The organism is Bacillus sp. JFL15, assembly GCF_001184225.1.
Classification (GTDB): domain Bacteria; phylum Bacillota; class Bacilli; order Bacillales; family Bacillaceae; genus Bacillus; species Bacillus siamensis.
The window spans coordinates 3,724,147-3,743,643 of record NZ_KQ236689.1; the positions used below are offsets into that span (position 1 = coordinate 3,724,147).

Here is a 19,497-nt window from a genome sequence, read left to right on the forward strand (position 1 = left end):
ATCATAGGAGATTTTTTTTGTTTATGCAAACGATTGGTTTATATCCAGCCTCTGAAACGCGAAGCCTCCGCCATTTTCCGCACGCCGACCATGTAAGCCGCAAGCCTCATGTCAATCCGGCGGTTTTGGGACATTTCATAAATATTATTAAACGATTTTACCATCATATTTTCCAGTTTTTCTTCGACTTCTTCTTCACTCCAGTAGAAGCCCTGGTTATTTTGAACCCATTCGAAATAAGAAACCGTTACACCGCCGGCACTCGCCAGAACATCGGGAACCAGCAGCGTTCCTTTGTCTGTCAGGATTTTCGTTCCTTCCAGTGTCGTCGGTCCGTTTGCCGCTTCTACTACGATTTTCGCTTTGATGCGGTCAGCATTTTCTTCTGTAATTTGGTTTTCGATCGCTGCCGGGACCAGTATATCACAGTCAAGCTCAAGCAGCTCCTGATTCGTAATGGTATCATTGAAAAGCTTCGTCACTGTTCCGAAACTGTCTCTGCGGTCAAGCAAATAATCAATATCAAGACCGTCCGGATCGTAAAGACCTCCGTACGCGTCAGAAATTCCGACAACTTTCGCGCCGGCGTCATGCATAAATTTCGCCAGATAGCTGCCCGCGTTTCCGAAACCTTGTACGACGACGCGCGCGTTCTGAATATCGAGGCCTTTTTTCTTGGCCGCTTCTTTAATGCAGATGGTGACGCCTTTTGCCGTAGCTGATTCCCTGCCGTGGGATCCGCCGAGTACAAGCGGTTTCCCCGTAATAAAGCCGGGTGAGTTAAATTCATCAATTCGTGAATATTCATCCATCATCCAAGCCATAATCTGCGAGTTTGTAAATACGTCAGGTGCCGGGACATCTTTAGTCGGTCCGACAATCTGACTGATTGCTCTGACGTATCCTCTGCTCAGTCTTTCAAGCTCTCTGAATGACATATTTCTCGGATCACAAACAATTCCGCCTTTACCACCGCCATAAGGAAGATCAATAATGCCGCATTTTAAACTCATCCAGATGGAAAGTGCTTTCACCTCTTTTTCAGTTACATTCGGGTGAAAACGAATACCGCCTTTTGTCGGACCTACGGAATCATTGTGCTGCGCACGATAGCCTGTAAATATCTTCACAGACCCGTCATCCATCCGAACCGGAATTTTAACCGTTAATAATCTGAGCGGCTCTTTCAGCAGTTCATACACTTCTTCTGGATACCCCAATTTTTCCAGAGCTTTATGTATTACGGTTTGGGTTGATTTTAATACATCATGTTTGTCTTCTTCATTATGACCGGTGAATCGATCGGCTGCCATTTGAGTTAACCTCCTAAAATCTTCTGTTTCTCTCATGCTCCCTTTCAGTGACTAGTATACACCTTCAATATCTCCGTGCATAGAAGAAAGACAATGATTTTTCCATTATTTCGCTAAAAAAAACGGCCGCTGAAAACAGCGGCCGTTTCATCTTTTTTATGAAAAATGTTTCTGGATGGTCTCTACAGCATTGCCGTCCATGATGAGTTTTCCGTATTCATGGAGCCTGTAAATCGTGATCGTCGCCGGATGCCCGTATTCGGCCAGCACCGCGATAACGCCTTCGGCAGAACGGGAGCCGAGGTCTTCAAGACTTACATAGTATTGGTTCTCATAGTGGTAGACGGTTCCGCCGGTAATCCCGATGCGATGAAGGCTCCCGGCAAGCTGAATGATATCTTCAAACGAATGGAACTGATAAATAATATCCGGGCTTTCGTCAAGTTTGACCTGCATCTCGATATAATCATCGTCATATTCGTCATCTTCTGCGTCCGCGTCATGATTTTTCGTTACAATCACAACCATGCCTTGTGCCTGAAGAGAATATACTTCCACCGCGATCGGACCATTCGCTTCAAAGCCGAGCTCTGTATTTGCTTCATTCATCATATCTTTAAATAACTGGTGGACTTTAAACGAGTCCTTCCAGAGGTCTTCTTTTGTCAATCCCCGATCAGTGAGATCGTCGAGGGTTAAAAAGATTTTAATCTTATTGTAGTTCAGACGCTCAAGCCGCATAATGTTCCCTCCTGCCTCTTCTTGCACACAAATCATATAACACAGTATATGAATAAATGAGTCATAGGTTCTTAATTTGTTATCAGTTTACACCGTGTACAGCGGGAAGACAAGCAGAATGCCGTTTTTTATCGGAACGGCCGGGTTTGTTTCAGGAAAACGGCTCATCAGGTCCGCACAGTGTAATCATATGCGTCTCCGGTTTCGCTCCGAGCCTCAGCGGAACTTTTGTCGTGCCGTAGCCGTTGCTGATCAGGTAATGCGCTTTCTTTACCGTTCCCGTCCCGCCCAACTCATACGGCCCGAACCGGCCGAAACGGATTTGGCCGCCGTGCGTATGGCCGCTGAACACAGCATCAATTCCGTCAGACTCATTCATCTGCTCATGGATTTCCGGGTTATGGCAAAGCAGGAGATTTACTTCGTTTGCATCCGTATGTCTGACCGCAGATTCGTAATCATCCATCATCATCCGGATATCATCCACGCCGCAGATCGTAACGGTTTCCCCTTTATAAGCAAACTGAACCGATTCATTTCTCAGCGGAATCACTTTATATGCCCTTAAAAGAGAGAGCAATTTTTGCTGGCTGACCTCGTAATCATTATTTCCCCACACATAAATGACAGGCGCAAGAGCCGTCAGACGCTTGATGTTTTCTTCAATTCTGGCGTAAGGAACTCCGCCCTCCGCCAAATCACCGCCGAGCAAAACGGCATCCGGCTTATAAACCGATGCTTCCCAGAGAAGCTTTTCATCAATTAAACGGCGGTGCACGTCAGATATAAAGAAGATGGTGAGCGGCTTCATCCCTTTCATTTTATCAAGCGTAAATGTATGTGTTTTCAGATGGCTGCCGTTTGCCGTTTTGTACATGACGGCCGCCATAACTGCAGCCGCTCCCGCCAATGAGCCGAGAATTCCCGCTGTAAGCTTCATAAATGCACTCTCCATTCTGTCATTGTCTTACATTAGACGGACAAACAAAAAAAGACGTTTCTATCCTTTCCGGAAAACGCCTCTTTTTATTTGCTTTCAAAATAAAGATTGATATCATACCGATGTTTCATTAAGTGAAAAACGGATTCTCTCGCCCGCCATTTTTCCGGCTGAGGCCATAAATCCGTGCTTTTTTGGATAATTTCACATCTCAGTTTATGAAATTCACCCTCAGCTTTTTCTTCCTTTTTTTTAAAATAATAAGAAGTGCAATACGCAAAAGCGGAAGCCATAATCCAGCACAAATAAACCGTATGGCCTAATATTTCCTGCAGAATCAGCTGCGGAGAAGCTTGAGGGGCATTAAAGCTTTTAAACACCAGCAGTACGCACATCAGGGAAAAGCAAACGAGGGACGCCCACTGCCATCTTCGGCATTGCGCGGCATAATTTTCGTATTTTAATTTCCTTTTAACCAGTGCCTGAAGCATTTGTTTTGTCGGTCCGTCAGCAAATCGGTCTAATTGCTTCCATAAAGAATCCATGCGCTTCACACCTTGTCCGTTTTCATTGGTACACTATATGAAAGCCGCGGTGAAAATATGTATTTATTCGGACAGCGGAATGTTCAGAACCTGGCCGGTATACACGTCGTTTCCGTTTAACCCGTTGTAGCTGCGGATTTTTTCTTCGCCCGCCCGGCTTTTATAATATTTCATTGAAATGCGGTAAAGCGTTTCTTTCGGCTGTACAGTATGCTGGACGGTCCGCACTTTTTGCCGGACGGTTCCGGCTTGATCACTGCCGGCAGCCGGAACCGCTTTTTCACGGACAGCCGGCGGAGACTGCTGTTTGGCCTCCGCATATTCGGTTTCTGTCGGCTTCACCACCTGTTTTTCTGAAGCCGTTTCCGTTTTTTTCGGTGTTTTTTCAATCGGTTTTTCTTTCGTTTTTTCAGATGCGGCCGTTTCTTTTTTTTCTTTGGCCTCAGACTTTTTTTCCGGCTCTTTTAAAAGAGCGGTTTCGGATGTTTCTTTCTGAACGTCCGCTTTCGGAGTAACGGCAGGCGCGCTTTCACTGTGATCTATGAAGACATCTTCATAATCCTTCGGGTCAAATCTGCTGCTGTTCGTCATATACAGAAGACCGAAAAAGACACCGATTGTCACAATAATAAACAGAACGGTCAGGAAGGTGAACAGCGGTGTTTTTGTTTTGGTTTTTTCCTTCACCTGCTCTTCCTTTTTTTTACGCTCCTCTTTTACAGACTGTCTTGTCGGGAGGCTGTCTTCAAGATATTCAATTTGTTCATCCGCGGCCGCGGCAACCTGCTGCTCGGCACGCAGCTGAGCTTTTCTTCTTTCAACTCTTGACATTTCCGTCATGCAAACCCCTCCTCACATATTGAAAACGGATTTGACAGGCAAATACCGCATCAATAATAAAATGCGCTGTAACCGGAACGAATAAATTGCCGGTCCATTCATAAATAAGCCCCAGCAAAAGACTGATGCCCGCAACCATAATAAACAGAAGCCACTTCGCCAAGTATCTGAAATGAAGCACGGTGAAAATCAAGCTGGCGGCCCATAAACCGATATGTGTCTGCAGGACGCCTCTGAATAAAATCTCTTCGCTGAACGAAATGAGAAGCGTCAAAAACAAAATGTGCAAAACCGGCCTGTTCTTAAAAAGCAGTGTATTAATACCGCCGTCATCATATAAATGCGAAGGACACCATTTCATCACCGCCAGATCGGCAAAAATGACAAGGACGGCAAGAGTTACACCGTACCATATGATTTTATCGTCACGTATATGCCAAAGCTTTAAAAAATCGTGAATATCGGTGAAAAAGAAAAAGCCAATAACCGCTGAAGCCGCCAATATGAGCAATTGGGTAACATAAAGCTGTATGACAATCTCACGGTCTGAGAGCTGATGGATCAATTCGCTTTGCCGTCTCAGCTCAACTCACCCGCAGACTCTAAACCGAAAATCCGGCCTAATTCCATCTTCCAATCTTCAAACCGCTCCATGTTTTTCTGTTCTCCTTTTTGCTCGTATGGGGCCAGATCAACTCCGCAGCTGCTGCAGCATTGTCCTGTTTGATCTTCAGGCTCATACGATTCATCAAAGTATGCCAACAGCGCTTTTCTTATACATTCTTTCCGCTCCAATAACGCCGAAAAGCGGTTCATTTTATGCAGCTTCTTTTCCACGCGGTATGTCAGTTCTTCCTGCAGCTGCTCTTTTGTGGTTTTTCCCTGCAGATACAGGTGGATGGCCGTTCGCGCCTGCGTTTCCTGAACGCCCTTACTTATAAGAACGTCCCGAAGCTTTCGCTCATCGCTCGTACCGGCGTCCCGGATGATGGCCAGAATGCCTTCCAGATCATAATCAGACAAGCTTTCTGTCTGAATAATCTGCTGCTGAAGCTCTGTATCGCCAGGCGCTCTCAGCAAAATACTGACACTCGGGCTGCCGTCGCGTCCCGCTCTGCCGATTTCCTGCATAAAGGCCTCAGCCGTTTGTGGAGGATAAAAGTGAATGACAAAGCGGATATCAGACTTGTCCACACCCATGCCGAACGCATTGGTGCAGCAAATGCAATCAAGCTGGTTATGGATAAATTGCTGCTGGATTAAGATCCTGTCGCCTGTGTCCATCCCTCCATGATAATAATCCGTCCGCTTTCCCGTTTTTTCGTTCAGCTCAGCCGCAAGCTCTTCCGCCCACTTTCTGGTCGGACAATACACGATGCCCGGGCCTTCAAGCTTTTTGACGAGATCCGTGATCCTGCTTATTTTTTCGGCATTATCAGCCAAGTGTTCAACCGTCAAAAGAATATTCGGCCGGTTGACAGAATATAGATGGCGCACTGCATGCTCAAGTCCGAGCACGTCCGTCACATCACTGAGCGTTTCTTTTGTCGCTGTTGCGGTCAGCGCCAATACAGGCGGCTTGCCGAGTGCTTGCCTGAAGGGGCCGAGCTTTGAATAATCAGGCCTGAAATCATGTCCCCATTCTGATATGCAATGAGCCTCATCAATGACAAACAAACTGACCGGGACGTTTTTCAAACGGTTCAGCACATAAGGTGACGAGAGGGCTTCAGGGGACATATAAAGAAATTTGTACCTGCTGATGTTGCTGAGAATAAAATGCCGCTCGTCAGCATTCAGCATGCTGTTTAATGCCGCAACCCGTTTTTCTCCTTTCGCTTTCAGCTGCTGCACCTGATCTTCCATTAATGAAAGGAGCGGCGAAATAATCAGCACGAGCCCGTCCATTATGTAACCCGGAAGCTGATAGCATAATGATTTTCCCCCGCCGGTCGGAAGCATGGCGATCGTATCCTTTTTCTGGAGCACGCTAGTCATAATCTCTTCCTGCCCTTTTTTAAACGAATGCAAACCAAAGTGCCGGTATAAAGCTTTATGGAGCTCAGTCATGCTGTTTCACCGTCTTTGCCAGCGCCAGCCTGATCTGAAAATAGCTGAAGCGCATCTGCATTCCTTCGCGAATCCGTTTAATTTTATTCGTTTGATGCTGTTTTGCAAATGCCGTTATCATACGCTGGTCCTCTTCAGAAATGTACTGTTCTATAAAAAATGCAGGCTGATGCAGTGATATTTCTACAATATGATCTTCGATGGTGGCGGTTTTTAAATTTCTGACCGCGGCGATTCTTTCAATCGGAAACCCTTTTTCCAAAAGCTCCAAGGTTTTTCTGGCAGACTGTGTCAGCGCGCTTTCCGCCCGCAAATCGGACAACAGCTCGCCTAGAGCCGGATGTGCACATTGCGGAAGGGATTGAATAACATAATGTACCGCTCCCCAAAACTGGACGGACACATACCATTCGTCTTCGTTCAGCTGAGAAGCGAGCTGCTTATTCGTTTTGCCGATTCTGTCGAAAGATGTTAAAGAATAGACAAAAATAAGGGCCTGCCGTTCACTTACGCCTTGCAGAAGCTGAAACAGCGCGTCATGCATTTGAACGGAGAGCTCTTTGGCGTCTCTGTTTTTGCGCAAGAACCGTTTGACCCATCTCAGCGCCTGCACATCGTTTGTAACCGGGATATATTGACTGCATTGGCGCTCTTTGTTTGACAGGACTTGAATGAGCAGGGAAAGCCGCTTCCACAAGGTAACGGCCGGCGTTTGATAATTCGCGCCGTGACAATGCTTCGGCCAAGGCCGCTCGGCAAATGCCCGTTCGAGCTTTTGAACGCCGCGTGCAGTCACTTTACACGTTCCCTCTTCTTTTCCGGCTGTAATGTATGAGTCCCCGGCGAGTTTATGCATAGAATCCGCAATGTCGCCGCGTTCACACTGAGAAGCCATGCCGAAATATTTAGCAATCTGAAACAAGCCGGCATCCTGAATGGTTTGAGACGACTTTTTTCCTTTTAATAAATGAAACACAGCACTCGGAGTCCGTTCGCCGTCTATTTTGTCCAGACAGTCGAGAACCACGGTATCAAAGTAGTTTATCGCCAATCTAAACACACCTACATTTCTTCTGTGACAAGTTTCGTTTTTTGGTTCTTTTTATTTTAACAGATTTTCATATAAATTTGACGTTTAAAGTCATCTTTTGGGGGGAAGTGCTAAAGAGAATCCCTTATGTGATAAGCATTCTCAATCATTTTTCTGTTGAAATTTGACACTAACATCATTACAATAAGTAAGAGGAATAGGTGTTATATTTAAAAAATATATAAGGTAAACCATTTGTTCCAACACGAACAATCTGGGAGGTTTTTTTTCATGGCAAAGTACACAATCGTAGATAAAGATACGTGTATTGCATGCGGCGCCTGCGGAGCTGCGGCACCAGACATTTATGATTATGATGATGAAGGCATTGCATTCGTTACACTTGACGAAAATAAAGGTGTCGTCGAAGTTCCGGAAGTGCTGGAAGAAGATATGATTGACGCATTTGAAGGATGCCCTACTGATTCAATCAAAGTTGCGGATGAGCCGTTTGAAGGCGACCCGCTGAAATACGAATAAAAAAGCCCTCCCCGTGAGAGGAGCTTTTAGTTCTTGAATAAGACTCCGGCTGTTATCGGCCGGAGTCTTATTTTTTTGCGTGATCAAACAATCAAAAAAGCGCCCGGCCTGTGTTTTACAGAGCGGGCGCTTTGGAGCGGCTATTGTGTCTGAATGCTGCGTTTTTGTTCAATCCAAGGTTTAAGCTTCGTAAAGATGAACGTAAAGACGATGGTGATGATAACGCCTTTTACAATGTTAAACGGCAGAATTCCTGCCACAACCGCCGTTTTTAATTGGCTGTTTGACAATGCCGGTGAATGTAAAAACCAAGTATACGCGGGCAGGATGAGAATATAGTTCAAAATACTCATCAGCACGGTCATTGCTGCGGTTCCGGCCAGCAGGCTCACTGCAAGTCCTTTAGCAGATTTGAGCTTTTTAAACATAAACGCCGTCGGCAGAATAAACAGCGTCCCCGCGATAAAATTGGCTGCCTGCCCTACAGGCACGCCGGCCATGCTTCCTTGAATGATATACTGCAGAATATTTTTAATCGCTTCAACCGCAATCCCCGCCGCAGGCCCGTAAACCAAAATGGCAATAATTGCAGGAACGTCACTGAAATCAATTTTCAAGTAATCCGGCAGACCCGGAAACGGGAAATTTAACAGCATAAGCACAAACGCAATGCTGCTAAGCATACTGATGACAACTAATTTTTTTACTTTCACAATGCTCTCTCCTTTTCGATCAAATCTCTCGAAAAGAGGAAAGGTTCTTTTGCACCTCAATAAAAAAACCGCTTTTAATAAAAAGCGGGAGCTTACTAAGGCTTGGCAAAGAAACGTTAGATATAAGCATCAAAACGTCTGCTGAACCTCCATCTTCTCCCATCCAGACTATACTGTCGGCTCCGGAATCTCACCGGATCCTGCCGCCGAAGCAGCTCGCGGGCTTAGAGCATGACGCTCATCACCGCCGGTAGGGAATTTCACCCTGCCCCGAAGATTGATCTTATGAATTTATTCACATTATATATGATCAAATTGTAATTGTATAGAGAACTGCTCAATTTTATATAAAATATTGATAAAGCCCATTTTAACTGAATTATCGGCCTCCTTTTCTCCTTTACTGCGTCAATACACATTGACACTCAATTAAGAATATGATAAATTATCAGATATTTAGTCAGCTAAACTAGGAGGAAATCTAACAATGTTTCGAGTTTTGGTCTCAGATAAGATGAGCAATGACGGCTTAAAGCCGCTGATGGAATCAGACTTTATAGAAATTGTTCAAAAAAACGTCGCGGATGCAGAAGATGAATTACATACCTTTGATGCCCTGTTAGTCCGCAGTGCCACAAAAGTAACCGAAGAATTGTTTAAAAAGATGACTTCTTTAAAAATCGTCGGCAGAGCCGGTGTCGGCGTAGACAACATCGACATTGATGAGGCCACAAAACATGGAGTTATCGTGATAAATGCGCCGAACGGAAACACCATTTCAACGGCAGAGCATACATTCGCGATGATTTCTTCATTAATGAGACACATTCCCCAAGCTAATATTTCAGTCAAATCAAGGGAATGGAACCGGACGGCTTTTGTCGGAGCGGAACTTTACGGAAAGACTTTAGGTATTATCGGTCTGGGCCGGATCGGAAGCGAAATCGCCCAGCGCGCCAGAGCATTCGGTATGACTGTCCATGTATTCGATCCGTTCTTAACCGAGGAGAGAGCCGGCAAAATCGGCGTGAACAGCCGGACATTCGAAGAAGTGCTTGAAAGCGCGGATATCATTACCGTTCACACGCCTTTAACAAAGGAAACAAAAGGTCTGCTTAACAGAGAAACCATTGCCAAAACAAAAAAAGGCGTCCGCCTGGTCAACTGTGCAAGAGGCGGAATTATTGATGAAGCTGCGCTTTTGGAAGCGCTGGAAAGCGGGCATGTCGCAGGCGCTGCGCTTGATGTGTTTGAAGTGGAACCTCCTGTTGAGTCAAAACTCCCAGATCATCCGTTAGTGATCGCCACACCTCACTTAGGCGCATCAACGAAAGAAGCACAGCTGAATGTCGCGGCGCAGGTTTCTGAAGAAGTGCTGCAGTTTGCTAAAGGTCTGCCTGTCATGTCGGCGATCAATCTGCCTGCGATGACGAAGGATGAATTCAAAAAAATTCAGCCTTATCACCAAATTGCTGATAAAATCGGAAGTCTCGTGTCACAATGTATGAAGGAACCCGTCAAGGATGTTGCCATTCAATATGAAGGCACCATCGCAAAACTTGAAACATCATTTATTACAAAAAGCCTGCTGTCCGGCTTCTTAAAACCGCGTGTAGACTCAACTGTCAATGAAGTGAACGCCGGCGGTGTAGCAAAAGAACGCGGAATCAGCTTCAGCGAAAAGATTTCCTCCAATGAAACAGGATATGATAACTGCATCAGCGTAAAAGTGACCGGAGACCGGAGCACCTTTACGTTAACAGCTACGTATATCCCTCACTTCGGTGAACGAATCGTTGAACTGAACGGCTTTAATATTGACTTAAATCCTGCCGGCCACCTCGTTTATATCCAGCATCAGGATACGACCGGTGTAATCGGACGCGTCGGACGCATCCTCGGCGATAACGATATCAATATCGCTACCATGCAGGTAGGCCGTAAAGAAAAAGGCGGAGAAGCCATTATGATGCTTTCTTTTGATAAACATTTAGATGACAAAGTCGTCGATGAGCTGACTTCCATTCAGGATATTGTCTCAGTTAAATTGATTGACCTTCCGTAACAAACAAAAAACCCAAAACATTCATATGTTTTGGGTTTTTTACATTTAATGGTTTGGAAGCGGATTAGGCGCGGCAGGCACAGAGATCGGTTTTGTCACATCATAATTGCCGATTTTCTTTGTATGCGCATGTGTGAACAGCACCTCAGAATAACCGAATTCCTTCGCAGTTAACAGAAGCCCTTCAATCATTAAAATGCCTTCCAACGAATCTTCAATTTTATGTTTTTCGGACAATTGGATCCGCAGCTGCTCGCCGTATTCCCTTTCCGATACCGATGCAATCGCATCTGCTTCTATAACGCTCGCGGTCTGTGAGTCTCCGTCTGTTCTTTTCATCCCGTCAATGGCCTGATAAACTGAATGATAGGTTTGTGCAGACGGGATGAGATACTCTTGTCCCAGACTGTCGCGGTAAGAAAAATACGCCCGGTTGGCCTGCTTATATACGGACATCTCAGCCGAAAGGCCGGAAGCTTTTAAAAAATCCTGACCGTCTCCGTTTTGAATCTTTGTCAATTTTATTCGGTCGTAAGGACTCCAGGTCAAAGTCTCTTTCAGCATCTTTTTCAATAAATCAGCTTCGGCAGCTGATTCGATTGAAAACCGCCCGTTTACCTGCACAAGCAAATCTTTCTTAACCGCGGTTACTTGCACACCGTCCAAAAGCTGAGGAACAGAGAGGAAAGATTCGGGCACTTCTAAGTTTTCTGCATCAGAGAATGCCTCTGAAACCGATTCGTCAGGCTTCTTTTTTTCAAAACTGACCGGAATGACGGCCGATGTATCTGAATCGGCAAACGCCAAAGTAATGTAATTGTTTTTGTTTTCGTTAGAAACGACAAACGTTTTCTGATCCGGCTTAACAACAGCTGACTGACTGGCTTTTTCGGCTTGACCGCTGTCAGCTGTAAGATCACCGGCAGATTCGTTTTTTGTCATCAGGTGAGGAGATATAATAAGAGCGATGCACAATGCGCAGATGCCGGCGGCGGCGGGGCCAACCCAGCTTCGGGCCGGTTTTTTCCTGTACTGTCTACCCGTTTCAACATTCCGGTAAATGGCCTCTGGTGAACGATGATCTCTAACCGCCGGAAGTTGTCTTAACAACTCCTCTACCCTTTCTTCGTTCCAATATGACTTCATCATCCATTAGCTCCTCCCTCAAAAGCTCCATCTGTTTCCGAAGTATTTTGAGCCCTCTGTGTTGGGTCGTTTTGACTTTGCTTTCCGAGAAGCCAAGAGCGGCGGCTGTTTCCTGAATGGAATATCCCTGAATAAATCTCAGGATAATAACAGCTCTTTGATCTATAGTGCAATGATCAAGCGCGGTATAAATTTCCCGGACATTTTCATGCTGTACGGCGAGTTCGTCCGGAAGCAAATGCTGATCTCTGACATCTTGTGTATCCCAATCAAACGTACCCATAATACGCTGTCTGATCGTCTGCTGCTTGCGGAACCAGTCAATCGCCACATGGCGCGCGATGGACAACAGCCATGTTTTTTCACTGCTTCTTCCTTCAAAAGTATGATAAGAATTCAAGACGCGGATATACACTTCCTGCGCCAAATCCTCAGCCTGTGTCTTATCTTTCACCATATAAAATAAAAATTGGTATAAATCTTGATGGTATGAATCATATAATATCTGAAAGGTTTCTTCCATGGGAAGCCCCTCCGTTCACTTTTTTGTCGTAAAAATGCGTTGAAAAGTTACATTACAACTATATTACGAGAAACTGGAATTTGGAAGGGAATTTATATTAACATATTCTTAAATTTTTTAAAGAAGAAATAAACAAAAACACCCGCATGTTCTGCGGGTGTTTCGTATGGAACAAGATTGTTCGTCAATTTCAGACGCCATCCTGCACTTTTGTCGGAATATAAAATGTAAATGTCGTTCCTTTGTCAATGCTGCTGTGCACCGCAATTGAGCCGCCGTGGGCTTCCACAATATTTTTTACGATGGCAAGTCCTAGTCCGGTTCCTGCCCTGCCCCTTGTTCTCGCCTTGTCCGCTTTATAAAAGCGTTCAAAAATAAAAGGCAGGTCCTCTTCAGGTATTCCCGAGCCGGAATCTTTAATATCGATTTTCAAACCGTCTTTCACGGTCTGAACCGCGATATGAACGTTTCCGCCTGACTCTGTGTGACGCAGCGCATTATCTATAAGGTTGGTAAACACCTGCTCCATTTTGTCTTCGTCAAAAACACACTCCGGCTGAGACACGGCAATATCTTCTGTAAGCGAAACCTCTTTTTCTTTCGCTACACCGGAGAATTTCCGGGAGATCTTCTCCAGAAATTCATGCAGATTCACCGTCTCATAATGCAGGCCTGTATGTCCGGATTCCATTCTGGCCAAATCCAGCAAATCATTGACGAGCCGGCCCATGCGAAGGGATTCATCATAAATGATCTGCGCGATTTCTTTTTTCTCCTCTTCGGTGCTTGCAATGTCGTCCACTATTGCTTCGCTGTATCCCTGCAGCATAGAAATCGGGGTTCTGAGTTCATGACTGACATTGGCAATGAAATCTTCACGCAGCTTATCAAGCCTGCGCTCTTCGGTCATATCACGGAGCACGGCTACGGCGCCGCGGACGTGTGATTCCGCATAAAGAGGCGACATTAATAAAACCCATGACCTTCCTTGAAGCGTCATCTCAATCATTTGCTCTTTTTCTGTGCTCACGGCATTTTGGAAAAGCTCTTTCGCCTCAGGCGGAAGGTTATCGCCTTCTTTAATATTCATATTCTGCTCATAATACCAGGCCTGCAGAAAGCGTTCAGCCGGCGGGTTAGTCACCAAAATGGTGCCGTCGATATTAATGGTGATAACTCCGTCTGCCATACTGCTTAAAATATTGGACAGCTGTTCTTTTTCCTGATTCAGCGCGTTGATATGAAAATTGAGCTGCCGGCCCATCTGATTAAAGGCGATGGCAAGCTCCCCGATTTCATCTTGAGTAAGAATCGGAATCTTTGTATCAAACTTTCCTTTCGCCAAGTCCTGGGCGCCTTCCCGCATTTTCCGAAGCGGGTACGTCACCCTGCTGGACAAGAAGAAGGCGAAAAACGTTGTCAAGACAATGGCGATGCCCGCCGCAAGAAAAATATAGCGTGTCGTATGTTTCGTCGTATCTTTGACGGCAAGCAGCGACTGAGATAAAAAGACCATGCCTTTTTTGCCGTCTTTTTCATACGGCACTCCGACGATCAGCCGTTCATTATCGGAACCGGCATTGTTGGGCACCGCGCGTTTGCTTACTTTTTTGCGATCTGTCAGCGCCTTGTGCAGATCCCGGTCGTGTTTGATCTGTTCCAATGTAATAGAGGATAAATGATTATCGTCATTGGGCGAATACCAGACATGATTATCGTCCTGAATGATCGCGATGCTCGTTAAATTGTCGGCCAGCTCCCACGTGATGGATCTGGCAAGCGGCTGGTCTTCATGATTTTCTATAATGACCGCAATTTTATCGGCAAGCTGCGTTAAATCTTTTTCCGCTTCTTCTACGTGGTAATTTTCTATAAACTCCAGAAGCAGCACCGTTAAAATAAATAAAACAATTAATACGAGTGAAAGAATGGTAAACCAAAGCTTTCCTACTACGCTTTTCCAAAACTTCATTCAGCGCCTACCTCAAATTTGTATCCGACTCCCCAGACGGTGACAATTTTTTTCGCCGCTCCCGGGGATACTTTGTTTAATTTTTCACGGAGCCGTTTGACATGAGTGTCAACCGTTCTGAGATCACCGAAGAATTCATATTGCCACACTTCTTTTAAAAGTTTTTCTCTGTCATACACTTTGTCCGGTGTTTTTGCCAGAAAGTACAGCAGTTCATATTCCTTCGGCGTCAGGCTCACCTCTGTGCCGTCCGCGGTCACTCTGTGAGCATCGTGATCGATGGAAAGGTGTGAAAAGACAAGAACATTTTTTGTCGGCGTATTGGCTGTCAGATAGGATGTTTGGGAAGCTCTTCTTAAGAGCGCCTTTACCCGGAGCACCACTTCTCTCGGGCTGAAAGGCTTCACGATATAATCGTCCGTGCCAGCTTCAAACCCTTGGACGCGGTTGGCTTCTTCCCCTTTTGCCGTCAGCATGATAATCGGCGTCGCTTTTTTTTCTCTGAGCTGCCGGCATACTTCTATTCCGTCCGTTCCCGGCATCATTAAATCCAAAAGCACCAGATCATAATCTGATGCCAGCCCCATTTTAATGGCCTCATCACCGTTTTCCGCTTCTTCAATCACATAGTTTTCCCGTTCAAGGTACATTCTTAAAAGGCGTCGAATTCTGGCTTCATCATCTACTACTAATATTTTAGTTTCATTTGTTTGATCCATCGTTTTCCCCCTGCTTTCCTTCTGTTACTATCATTTTAACAAACTGTGCGGCTGCTTGAGAACTGTATCGGCTTTCGGCTCTATGCGTACGAATGAAGTCCGGCAAGCACGAGATTCACAAAAATTAAGTTAAACATAATAATGGCGAAACCGATGACGGCAAGCCACGCGGACTTTTCGCCATGCCAGCCTCTCGACAGCCGCAAGTGCAAGTACGCTGCGTAAAATAAAAAGGTGATCAGCGCCCATACTTCTTTCGGGTCCCAGCCCCAAAAACGCGTCCATGCAAGCTGCGCCCAGATCATCGCAAACACAAGCGCGCCGAGCGTAAATACCGGAAAGCCGATAGAAACGGCGCGGTAGCCGACTTCATCTACCAAGTCCAGATTCACATTTTTAACGAGCGGGCTTAAAAGAGCGCTGATTCTCTTTCTGAATATCAGCCTGAGGGCGCCGTATAAGACGAGACCCGCGCCAAACGACCAGATCACCGTATTGACCTTTCTGCCTGAAAAAATAGCCGGAAGCTCAATAAACGGCTTCATCGCGCCTTCTGTAAGCAGTTCTCCCTCATGCGGGCCGACAAGCGCAGGCATATCATATATCATGACGCTTTTGGCGTCTTTTTTATCCACCCAATTAAATTCGGCTTTGTAGTCCGCCAGCCGGAATGCAGACGTGACGGCGATAAATGCCACGGTCGTCACGATAATAAACATGATGAACTCGAGCCAGAACGTTTTTTTGCCCGGTCTGGACTGGTCGACATGCTTTAACAGGAAAATGACGCCGGCTACAAAGCTGATCGCAAGAATCGCCTGCCCGAGCGCCGCCGTCGTGACGTGAATGTACAGCCAATTGCTCTGCAATGACGGAATAAGCGGCGTAATATCGGCGGGAAACATGCTTGCGTACGCGATCAGCAAAAGCGCGACAGACAATGTGAACATGCCTAAAGACGGCAGTCTGTAAATAAAGTAAATAATAATAAAAGCGAGAACAAGCATCATGCCGAATGACGTTGTAAATTCAAACATATTGCTGACAGGCGCATGTCCGCTTGCCGACCATCTCGCAATGAAGTAGGCGAGATGGCAAAGAAATCCGACAATGGTTAACGTGATTCCGATAGCCGACCAGCGGCCCTTACTGTCCTTTGCGCCTTTTGTTCCCCGGATGGCGCCGCCGAAAACCGGGACGGCGATTAAATAAATCAAAAAGGCAGCATAAAGAAAATTTGCGCTCAGCTCCGCCATGACACCACTCCTTTTTCATTAGGCCTGATTTTTGACCAGTTCTTTTTGATCGGCCGGTTCTTTAATCTCCGTCCCGCTAAGAACATATCCGATATCCTTTTTCAAACCGAACCAGTTTTTGTTCGTATGCCCTGCCACAAGCACTTCGCTGTCACAGGTTTTGATCCAGATCCTTCTGTGCTGCCAGTACATCCCTTGAATGACACCGATCATAAAGATCGCGCCCCCGACGGCAAGCACCCATAAGGTTAAGTCTTTTCTGACGGTGAGACCTGTAATGTTTTTCGTTTCCACATGGTCGAATTTTAATTTGTACTTGTTATTTGCGGAACCTTCAACAGTCTGCTGAATCGCAACAAAGCTTTTCTCCCCTTTCGGCTTGTCAGGAGCCGTGACTTTAAAGACGAAAGCCGGATTGTTTGGGACCTTTGTTTTCGTGCTCGGTTCGCCGTCCTTATTAAAATAAAAATCGGGAAGATAACTGGCGATTTGCACTTTGTAACCGTTACCAAGATCATAGTCCGTGTCGGGATCAAGAAGATTGATCTTCAGTTTGCCGAATGACCGTTTTGTTTTTTGGTCGATCAGCTGGAATACCATCCGATCGAGCTGGTTTTCTTTATAGTCCACCTGATACACAGAATAGGAGTCAAACCGCAGCGGTTCATTGACGCGGATATCGTTTTCTTTGACTCTTTTAAGCTTTGGCTTTTCACCGAATACGATGTCGCCCTCCCTCTTGTACAAAACCGCATCCGTTGTGAAGGATTTTGCGACTTTGCCGTTTCCGGCTCTGTCAATGGCATCGGCGAATACTTTTTTCTCAGTGTTTTTATTATACGTCTCCATGGTGAACCGGTTGTTTTTTAAGTAATATTGGCCGTCGGTGCCGGGAATCTGGGCGGTTTCGCCTTCACGGACCCAGAGCGTTTCATCGACGTACATACCGGGTACAAATCTCAGCATGGCTCCGATCAGAAAAATGATCAGGCCGATATGATTAACGTAGGGGCCCCACCTTGAAAAACGGCCCTTTTCTGCGAGAATACTTCCCTCTTGTTCCCGCACTCTATAATGCTTTTTTTTCAATCGTGTTCTGATGCCATCAGCCGTATCTCCGCTCAGCTCAGTTTCTGTCCGGCTGTATAGACGCTGCCGTCTTAAAAAGACCGGATTCCGCTGAACGCCTTGGTTTTTCAGCGCCCTGTACAACGGAATCACCCGATCCAGGCTGCAGATGACAAGTGATACGCCGATTGATGCGATCAAGAGCATATACCACCATGAACCGTACAGGTGATGAAACCCCAGCAGATAATACAATTGGCCGATTGTGCCGTACTGCTGTTCATAATATGTATCCGGCTGAGCGCCCGGCGGCAGATAAGCTTCCTGCGGAAAAACCGTGCCGAATGCCGACGCCGCCAGAGTAATGACGATCAGCCATATTCCGACTTTAACGGAAGAAAAGAAATTCCATACCTTATCTACAATTGTTTTGTTATATGTTTGCGAACGTCTTGCGCTGCCGTCGTACCGCATATCGGCAAGCGGCGACTTTTGATCATCAAGCGGCTTTCCGCATGACTCGCACAATACCGTCCCGGCTGGATTCACGTGTCCGCATTCACATTTGACCTTTTTCATGAAGACGCCTCCGGCTTAATTAAATTCATATAGTCATGAACCATGCGTTCTGTCATCGTGCCGGTCACCACTTTCACGACTTTTCCGTCGGGATTGATCAAAAATGTCGTCGGGATAGGCGAAACGCCGTACGCGTCCAGCACTTGCCGGTCAGTATCAAGCGCAACAGGGAAATTGACGCCGTATGTTTTCATAAAATTATGTACTGCAATTTTTGATTCGCCGACATTTACCGCAATCACCTCGACACCGAGGTCTTTAAAATGCTTGTATTGATTCTCCATATAGGGAAATTCCTGCTTGCACGGCTCGCACCACGTTCCCCAGAAATTCAGAAAAACACCTTTTCCTTTTAACTGACTCAGTTCTATGAGTCTGCCCTCTGTATCTTTCAGCGCGAAATTCGGGGCTTTGGACCCCTCAGATATACGCTCGCCGTTTGAGTAAACAGCATTATAGACGGTATATCCGAGCGCGCAGAGTAAGATGAGAAGGATGCCGGTCCGAATGAATAAACGCCGCCGTTTTTTGTTCATTGTACACTGCTCCCCTCCCCTGCCTGCAAATCCATTCAATTATATCATCTTCGCGTTTTGTAATTTTTGAAGGTTATGTGAAAATTAGAAAGCGTTTTTACCGTGTTCAGCTAAAGCCCGCAGCCTTTTCACCTCATGCGGCGTCAATTCTCTTGCGTCTCCTGTGTGAAGGCCTCTTAAATCTAAAAAGGCGTATTCTTCACGTTTGAGCTTCAGCACGTCATGACCGATCGCCTCAAACATGCGGCGGACCTGTCTGTTCCGTCCTTCATGAATTGTCAGCTGAATAATGCTCGTCTGCTTTCTTTTGTCCAGAGAAAGCATTTTCGCTCTGGCCGGCGCTGTCTTGCCTTCTTCAAGCTGAATGCCGCGCTCAAGCTTCCGCAGAAGTTCCTTGGAAGGAATCCCCTTCACTTTGGCGACGTACGTCTTATCAATTTCGTATTTCGGGTGCATGAGTTTGTTGGCAAACTCGCCGTCATTTGTCAGTAATAAAAGACCGCTCGTATCATAATCAAGTCTGCCGATCGGATAAATACGCTGCGGCACTTCTTTGAAAAAGTCGGTTACCACTTTCCGCCCTTTATCGTCATCAGAAGCTGAGATCACTCCTCTCGGTTTATAAAGCAGGAAGTACACGGGTTCTTCCCGCTCCACCTTTAATCCGTTTACTTCAATCTGATCAGAACCGGTCACTTTTACGCCGAGCTCTGTTATTACTTTTCCATTCACCTTTACTTTTCCTTCTTTTATCAGCTCTTCTGCCTTTCTGCGTGATGCCACGCCGGCATGAGCAATAACTTTTTGCAGTCTTTCCATGTCGTTCACCTCAAGTATAATCTTACTTTTTTCCCCTTGAACAAACAAGCTTTTTCAAGGAGCATTATTCTGATATATAAAA

General features: G+C 45.8%; 19 protein-coding genes and 1 riboswitch. Of the genes, 2 read left to right on the forward strand and 17 right to left on the reverse strand.

What is annotated here, in order from left to right:
• Window positions 1-38 precede the first annotated feature (38 nt).
• The 8 genes from gudB to AD710_RS18255 form a co-directional block, all read right to left on the reverse strand.
• Window positions 39-1,313 (reverse strand): NAD-specific glutamate dehydrogenase, encoded by a 1,275-nt coding sequence (gene gudB, locus AD710_RS18220; protein ID WP_016939121.1) that lies wholly within the window; start codon window positions 1,311-1,313, stop codon window positions 39-41.
• A 156-nt stretch (window positions 1,314-1,469) separates the two neighbouring features.
• Window positions 1,470-2,054 carry a genetic competence negative regulator gene (locus tag AD710_RS18225; RefSeq protein WP_003153412.1) on the reverse strand — a complete coding sequence of 195 codons (585 nt, stop codon included), beginning with the start codon at window positions 2,052-2,054 and terminating at the stop codon, window positions 1,470-1,472.
• Between the two features lie 151 nt (window positions 2,055-2,205).
• Window positions 2,206-2,994, reverse strand: coding sequence for a metallophosphoesterase (locus AD710_RS18230; RefSeq protein ID WP_049628706.1), 789 nt, complete (start codon window positions 2,992-2,994; stop codon window positions 2,206-2,208).
• A gap of 86 nt (window positions 2,995-3,080) precedes the next feature.
• Window positions 3,081-3,539, reverse strand: coding sequence for a YpbF family protein (locus AD710_RS18235; RefSeq protein ID WP_049628707.1), 459 nt, complete (start codon window positions 3,537-3,539; stop codon window positions 3,081-3,083).
• A gap of 63 nt (window positions 3,540-3,602) precedes the next feature.
• A complete protein-coding gene (locus tag AD710_RS18240) occupies window positions 3,603-4,379 on the reverse strand; it encodes a LysM peptidoglycan-binding domain-containing protein (RefSeq protein WP_016939125.1) in 777 nt (258 codons plus the stop codon).
• Window positions 4,357-4,944 carry a CPBP family intramembrane glutamic endopeptidase gene (locus AD710_RS18245; RefSeq protein ID WP_049628708.1) on the reverse strand — a complete coding sequence of 196 codons (588 nt, stop codon included), beginning with the start codon at window positions 4,942-4,944 and terminating at the stop codon, window positions 4,357-4,359. Before AD710_RS18245 ends, AD710_RS18240 begins: the two co-directional genes overlap by 23 nt.
• Window positions 4,945-4,958: 14 nt before the next feature.
• On the reverse strand, window positions 4,959-6,449 hold the full coding sequence (locus AD710_RS18250) for a RecQ family ATP-dependent DNA helicase (RefSeq protein WP_016939127.1): 1,491 nt from the start codon (window positions 6,447-6,449) through the stop codon (window positions 4,959-4,961).
• The gene (locus AD710_RS18255) at window positions 6,442-7,500 is read right to left on the reverse strand and encodes a YpbB family protein (protein WP_049628709.1); all 1,059 of its coding nucleotides are present in this window, start codon (window positions 7,498-7,500) and stop codon (window positions 6,442-6,444) included. The genes AD710_RS18250 and AD710_RS18255 overlap by 8 nt, the downstream gene beginning before the upstream one ends.
• A 270-nt stretch (window positions 7,501-7,770) precedes the next feature.
• Here AD710_RS18255 and AD710_RS18260 point away from each other — a divergent pair, with 270 nt between their 5' ends.
• Window positions 7,771-8,019: a ferredoxin gene (locus AD710_RS18260; protein WP_003153403.1), complete on the forward strand. Its 249-nt coding sequence runs from the start codon at window positions 7,771-7,773 to the stop codon at window positions 8,017-8,019.
• Window positions 8,020-8,159: 140 nt separating this feature from the next.
• On the opposite strand, the gene AD710_RS18265 is transcribed toward AD710_RS18260, so the two are convergent.
• Window positions 8,160-8,732: a riboflavin transporter FmnP gene (locus AD710_RS18265; protein ID WP_015240114.1), complete on the reverse strand. Its 573-nt coding sequence runs from the start codon at window positions 8,730-8,732 to the stop codon at window positions 8,160-8,162.
• Window positions 8,733-8,879: 147 nt separating this feature from the next.
• Window positions 8,880-9,014, reverse strand: a riboswitch (FMN riboswitch).
• Between the two features lie 205 nt (window positions 9,015-9,219).
• Here AD710_RS18265 and serA point away from each other — a divergent pair.
• Complete coding sequence (serA, locus tag AD710_RS18270) at window positions 9,220-10,797, forward strand: phosphoglycerate dehydrogenase (RefSeq protein WP_016939129.1); 1,578 nt, start codon at window positions 9,220-9,222, stop codon at window positions 10,795-10,797.
• A 45-nt stretch (window positions 10,798-10,842) separates the two neighbouring features.
• On the opposite strand, the gene AD710_RS18275 is transcribed toward serA, so the two are convergent.
• From AD710_RS18275 to rluB, 8 genes are all read right to left on the reverse strand, one after another.
• A complete protein-coding gene (locus AD710_RS18275) occupies window positions 10,843-11,907 on the reverse strand; it encodes a hypothetical protein (RefSeq protein ID WP_049628710.1) in 1,065 nt (354 codons plus the stop codon).
• Complete coding sequence (gene sigX / locus AD710_RS18280; protein WP_016939131.1) at window positions 11,882-12,466, reverse strand: RNA polymerase sigma factor SigX; 585 nt, start codon at window positions 12,464-12,466, stop codon at window positions 11,882-11,884. Before sigX ends, AD710_RS18275 begins: the two co-directional genes overlap by 26 nt.
• A 190-nt stretch (window positions 12,467-12,656) precedes the next feature.
• Window positions 12,657-14,438: an ATP-binding protein gene (locus AD710_RS18285; RefSeq protein ID WP_049628711.1), complete on the reverse strand. Its 1,782-nt coding sequence runs from the start codon at window positions 14,436-14,438 to the stop codon at window positions 12,657-12,659.
• Window positions 14,435-15,157, reverse strand: coding sequence for a DNA-binding response regulator ResD (resD, locus tag AD710_RS18290; RefSeq protein ID WP_003153397.1), 723 nt, complete (start codon window positions 15,155-15,157; stop codon window positions 14,435-14,437). Before resD ends, AD710_RS18285 begins: the two co-directional genes overlap by 4 nt.
• A gap of 80 nt (window positions 15,158-15,237) precedes the next feature.
• Window positions 15,238-16,413 carry a c-type cytochrome biogenesis protein CcsB gene (gene ccsB, locus AD710_RS18295; protein WP_049628712.1) on the reverse strand — a complete coding sequence of 392 codons (1,176 nt, stop codon included), beginning with the start codon at window positions 16,411-16,413 and terminating at the stop codon, window positions 15,238-15,240.
• Window positions 16,414-16,431: 18 nt separating this feature from the next.
• A complete protein-coding gene (gene resB / locus AD710_RS18300; RefSeq protein ID WP_049628713.1) occupies window positions 16,432-18,060 on the reverse strand; it encodes a cytochrome c biogenesis protein ResB in 1,629 nt (542 codons plus the stop codon).
• On the reverse strand, window positions 18,057-18,596 hold the full coding sequence (gene resA / locus AD710_RS18305) for a thiol-disulfide oxidoreductase ResA (protein ID WP_045925489.1): 540 nt from the start codon (window positions 18,594-18,596) through the stop codon (window positions 18,057-18,059). Before resA ends, resB begins: the two co-directional genes overlap by 4 nt.
• 84 nt (window positions 18,597-18,680) lie before the next feature.
• On the reverse strand, window positions 18,681-19,415 hold the full coding sequence (rluB, locus tag AD710_RS18310; RefSeq protein ID WP_016939136.1) for a 23S rRNA pseudouridine(2605) synthase RluB: 735 nt from the start codon (window positions 19,413-19,415) through the stop codon (window positions 18,681-18,683).
• Window positions 19,416-19,497: the final 82 nt, after the last annotated feature.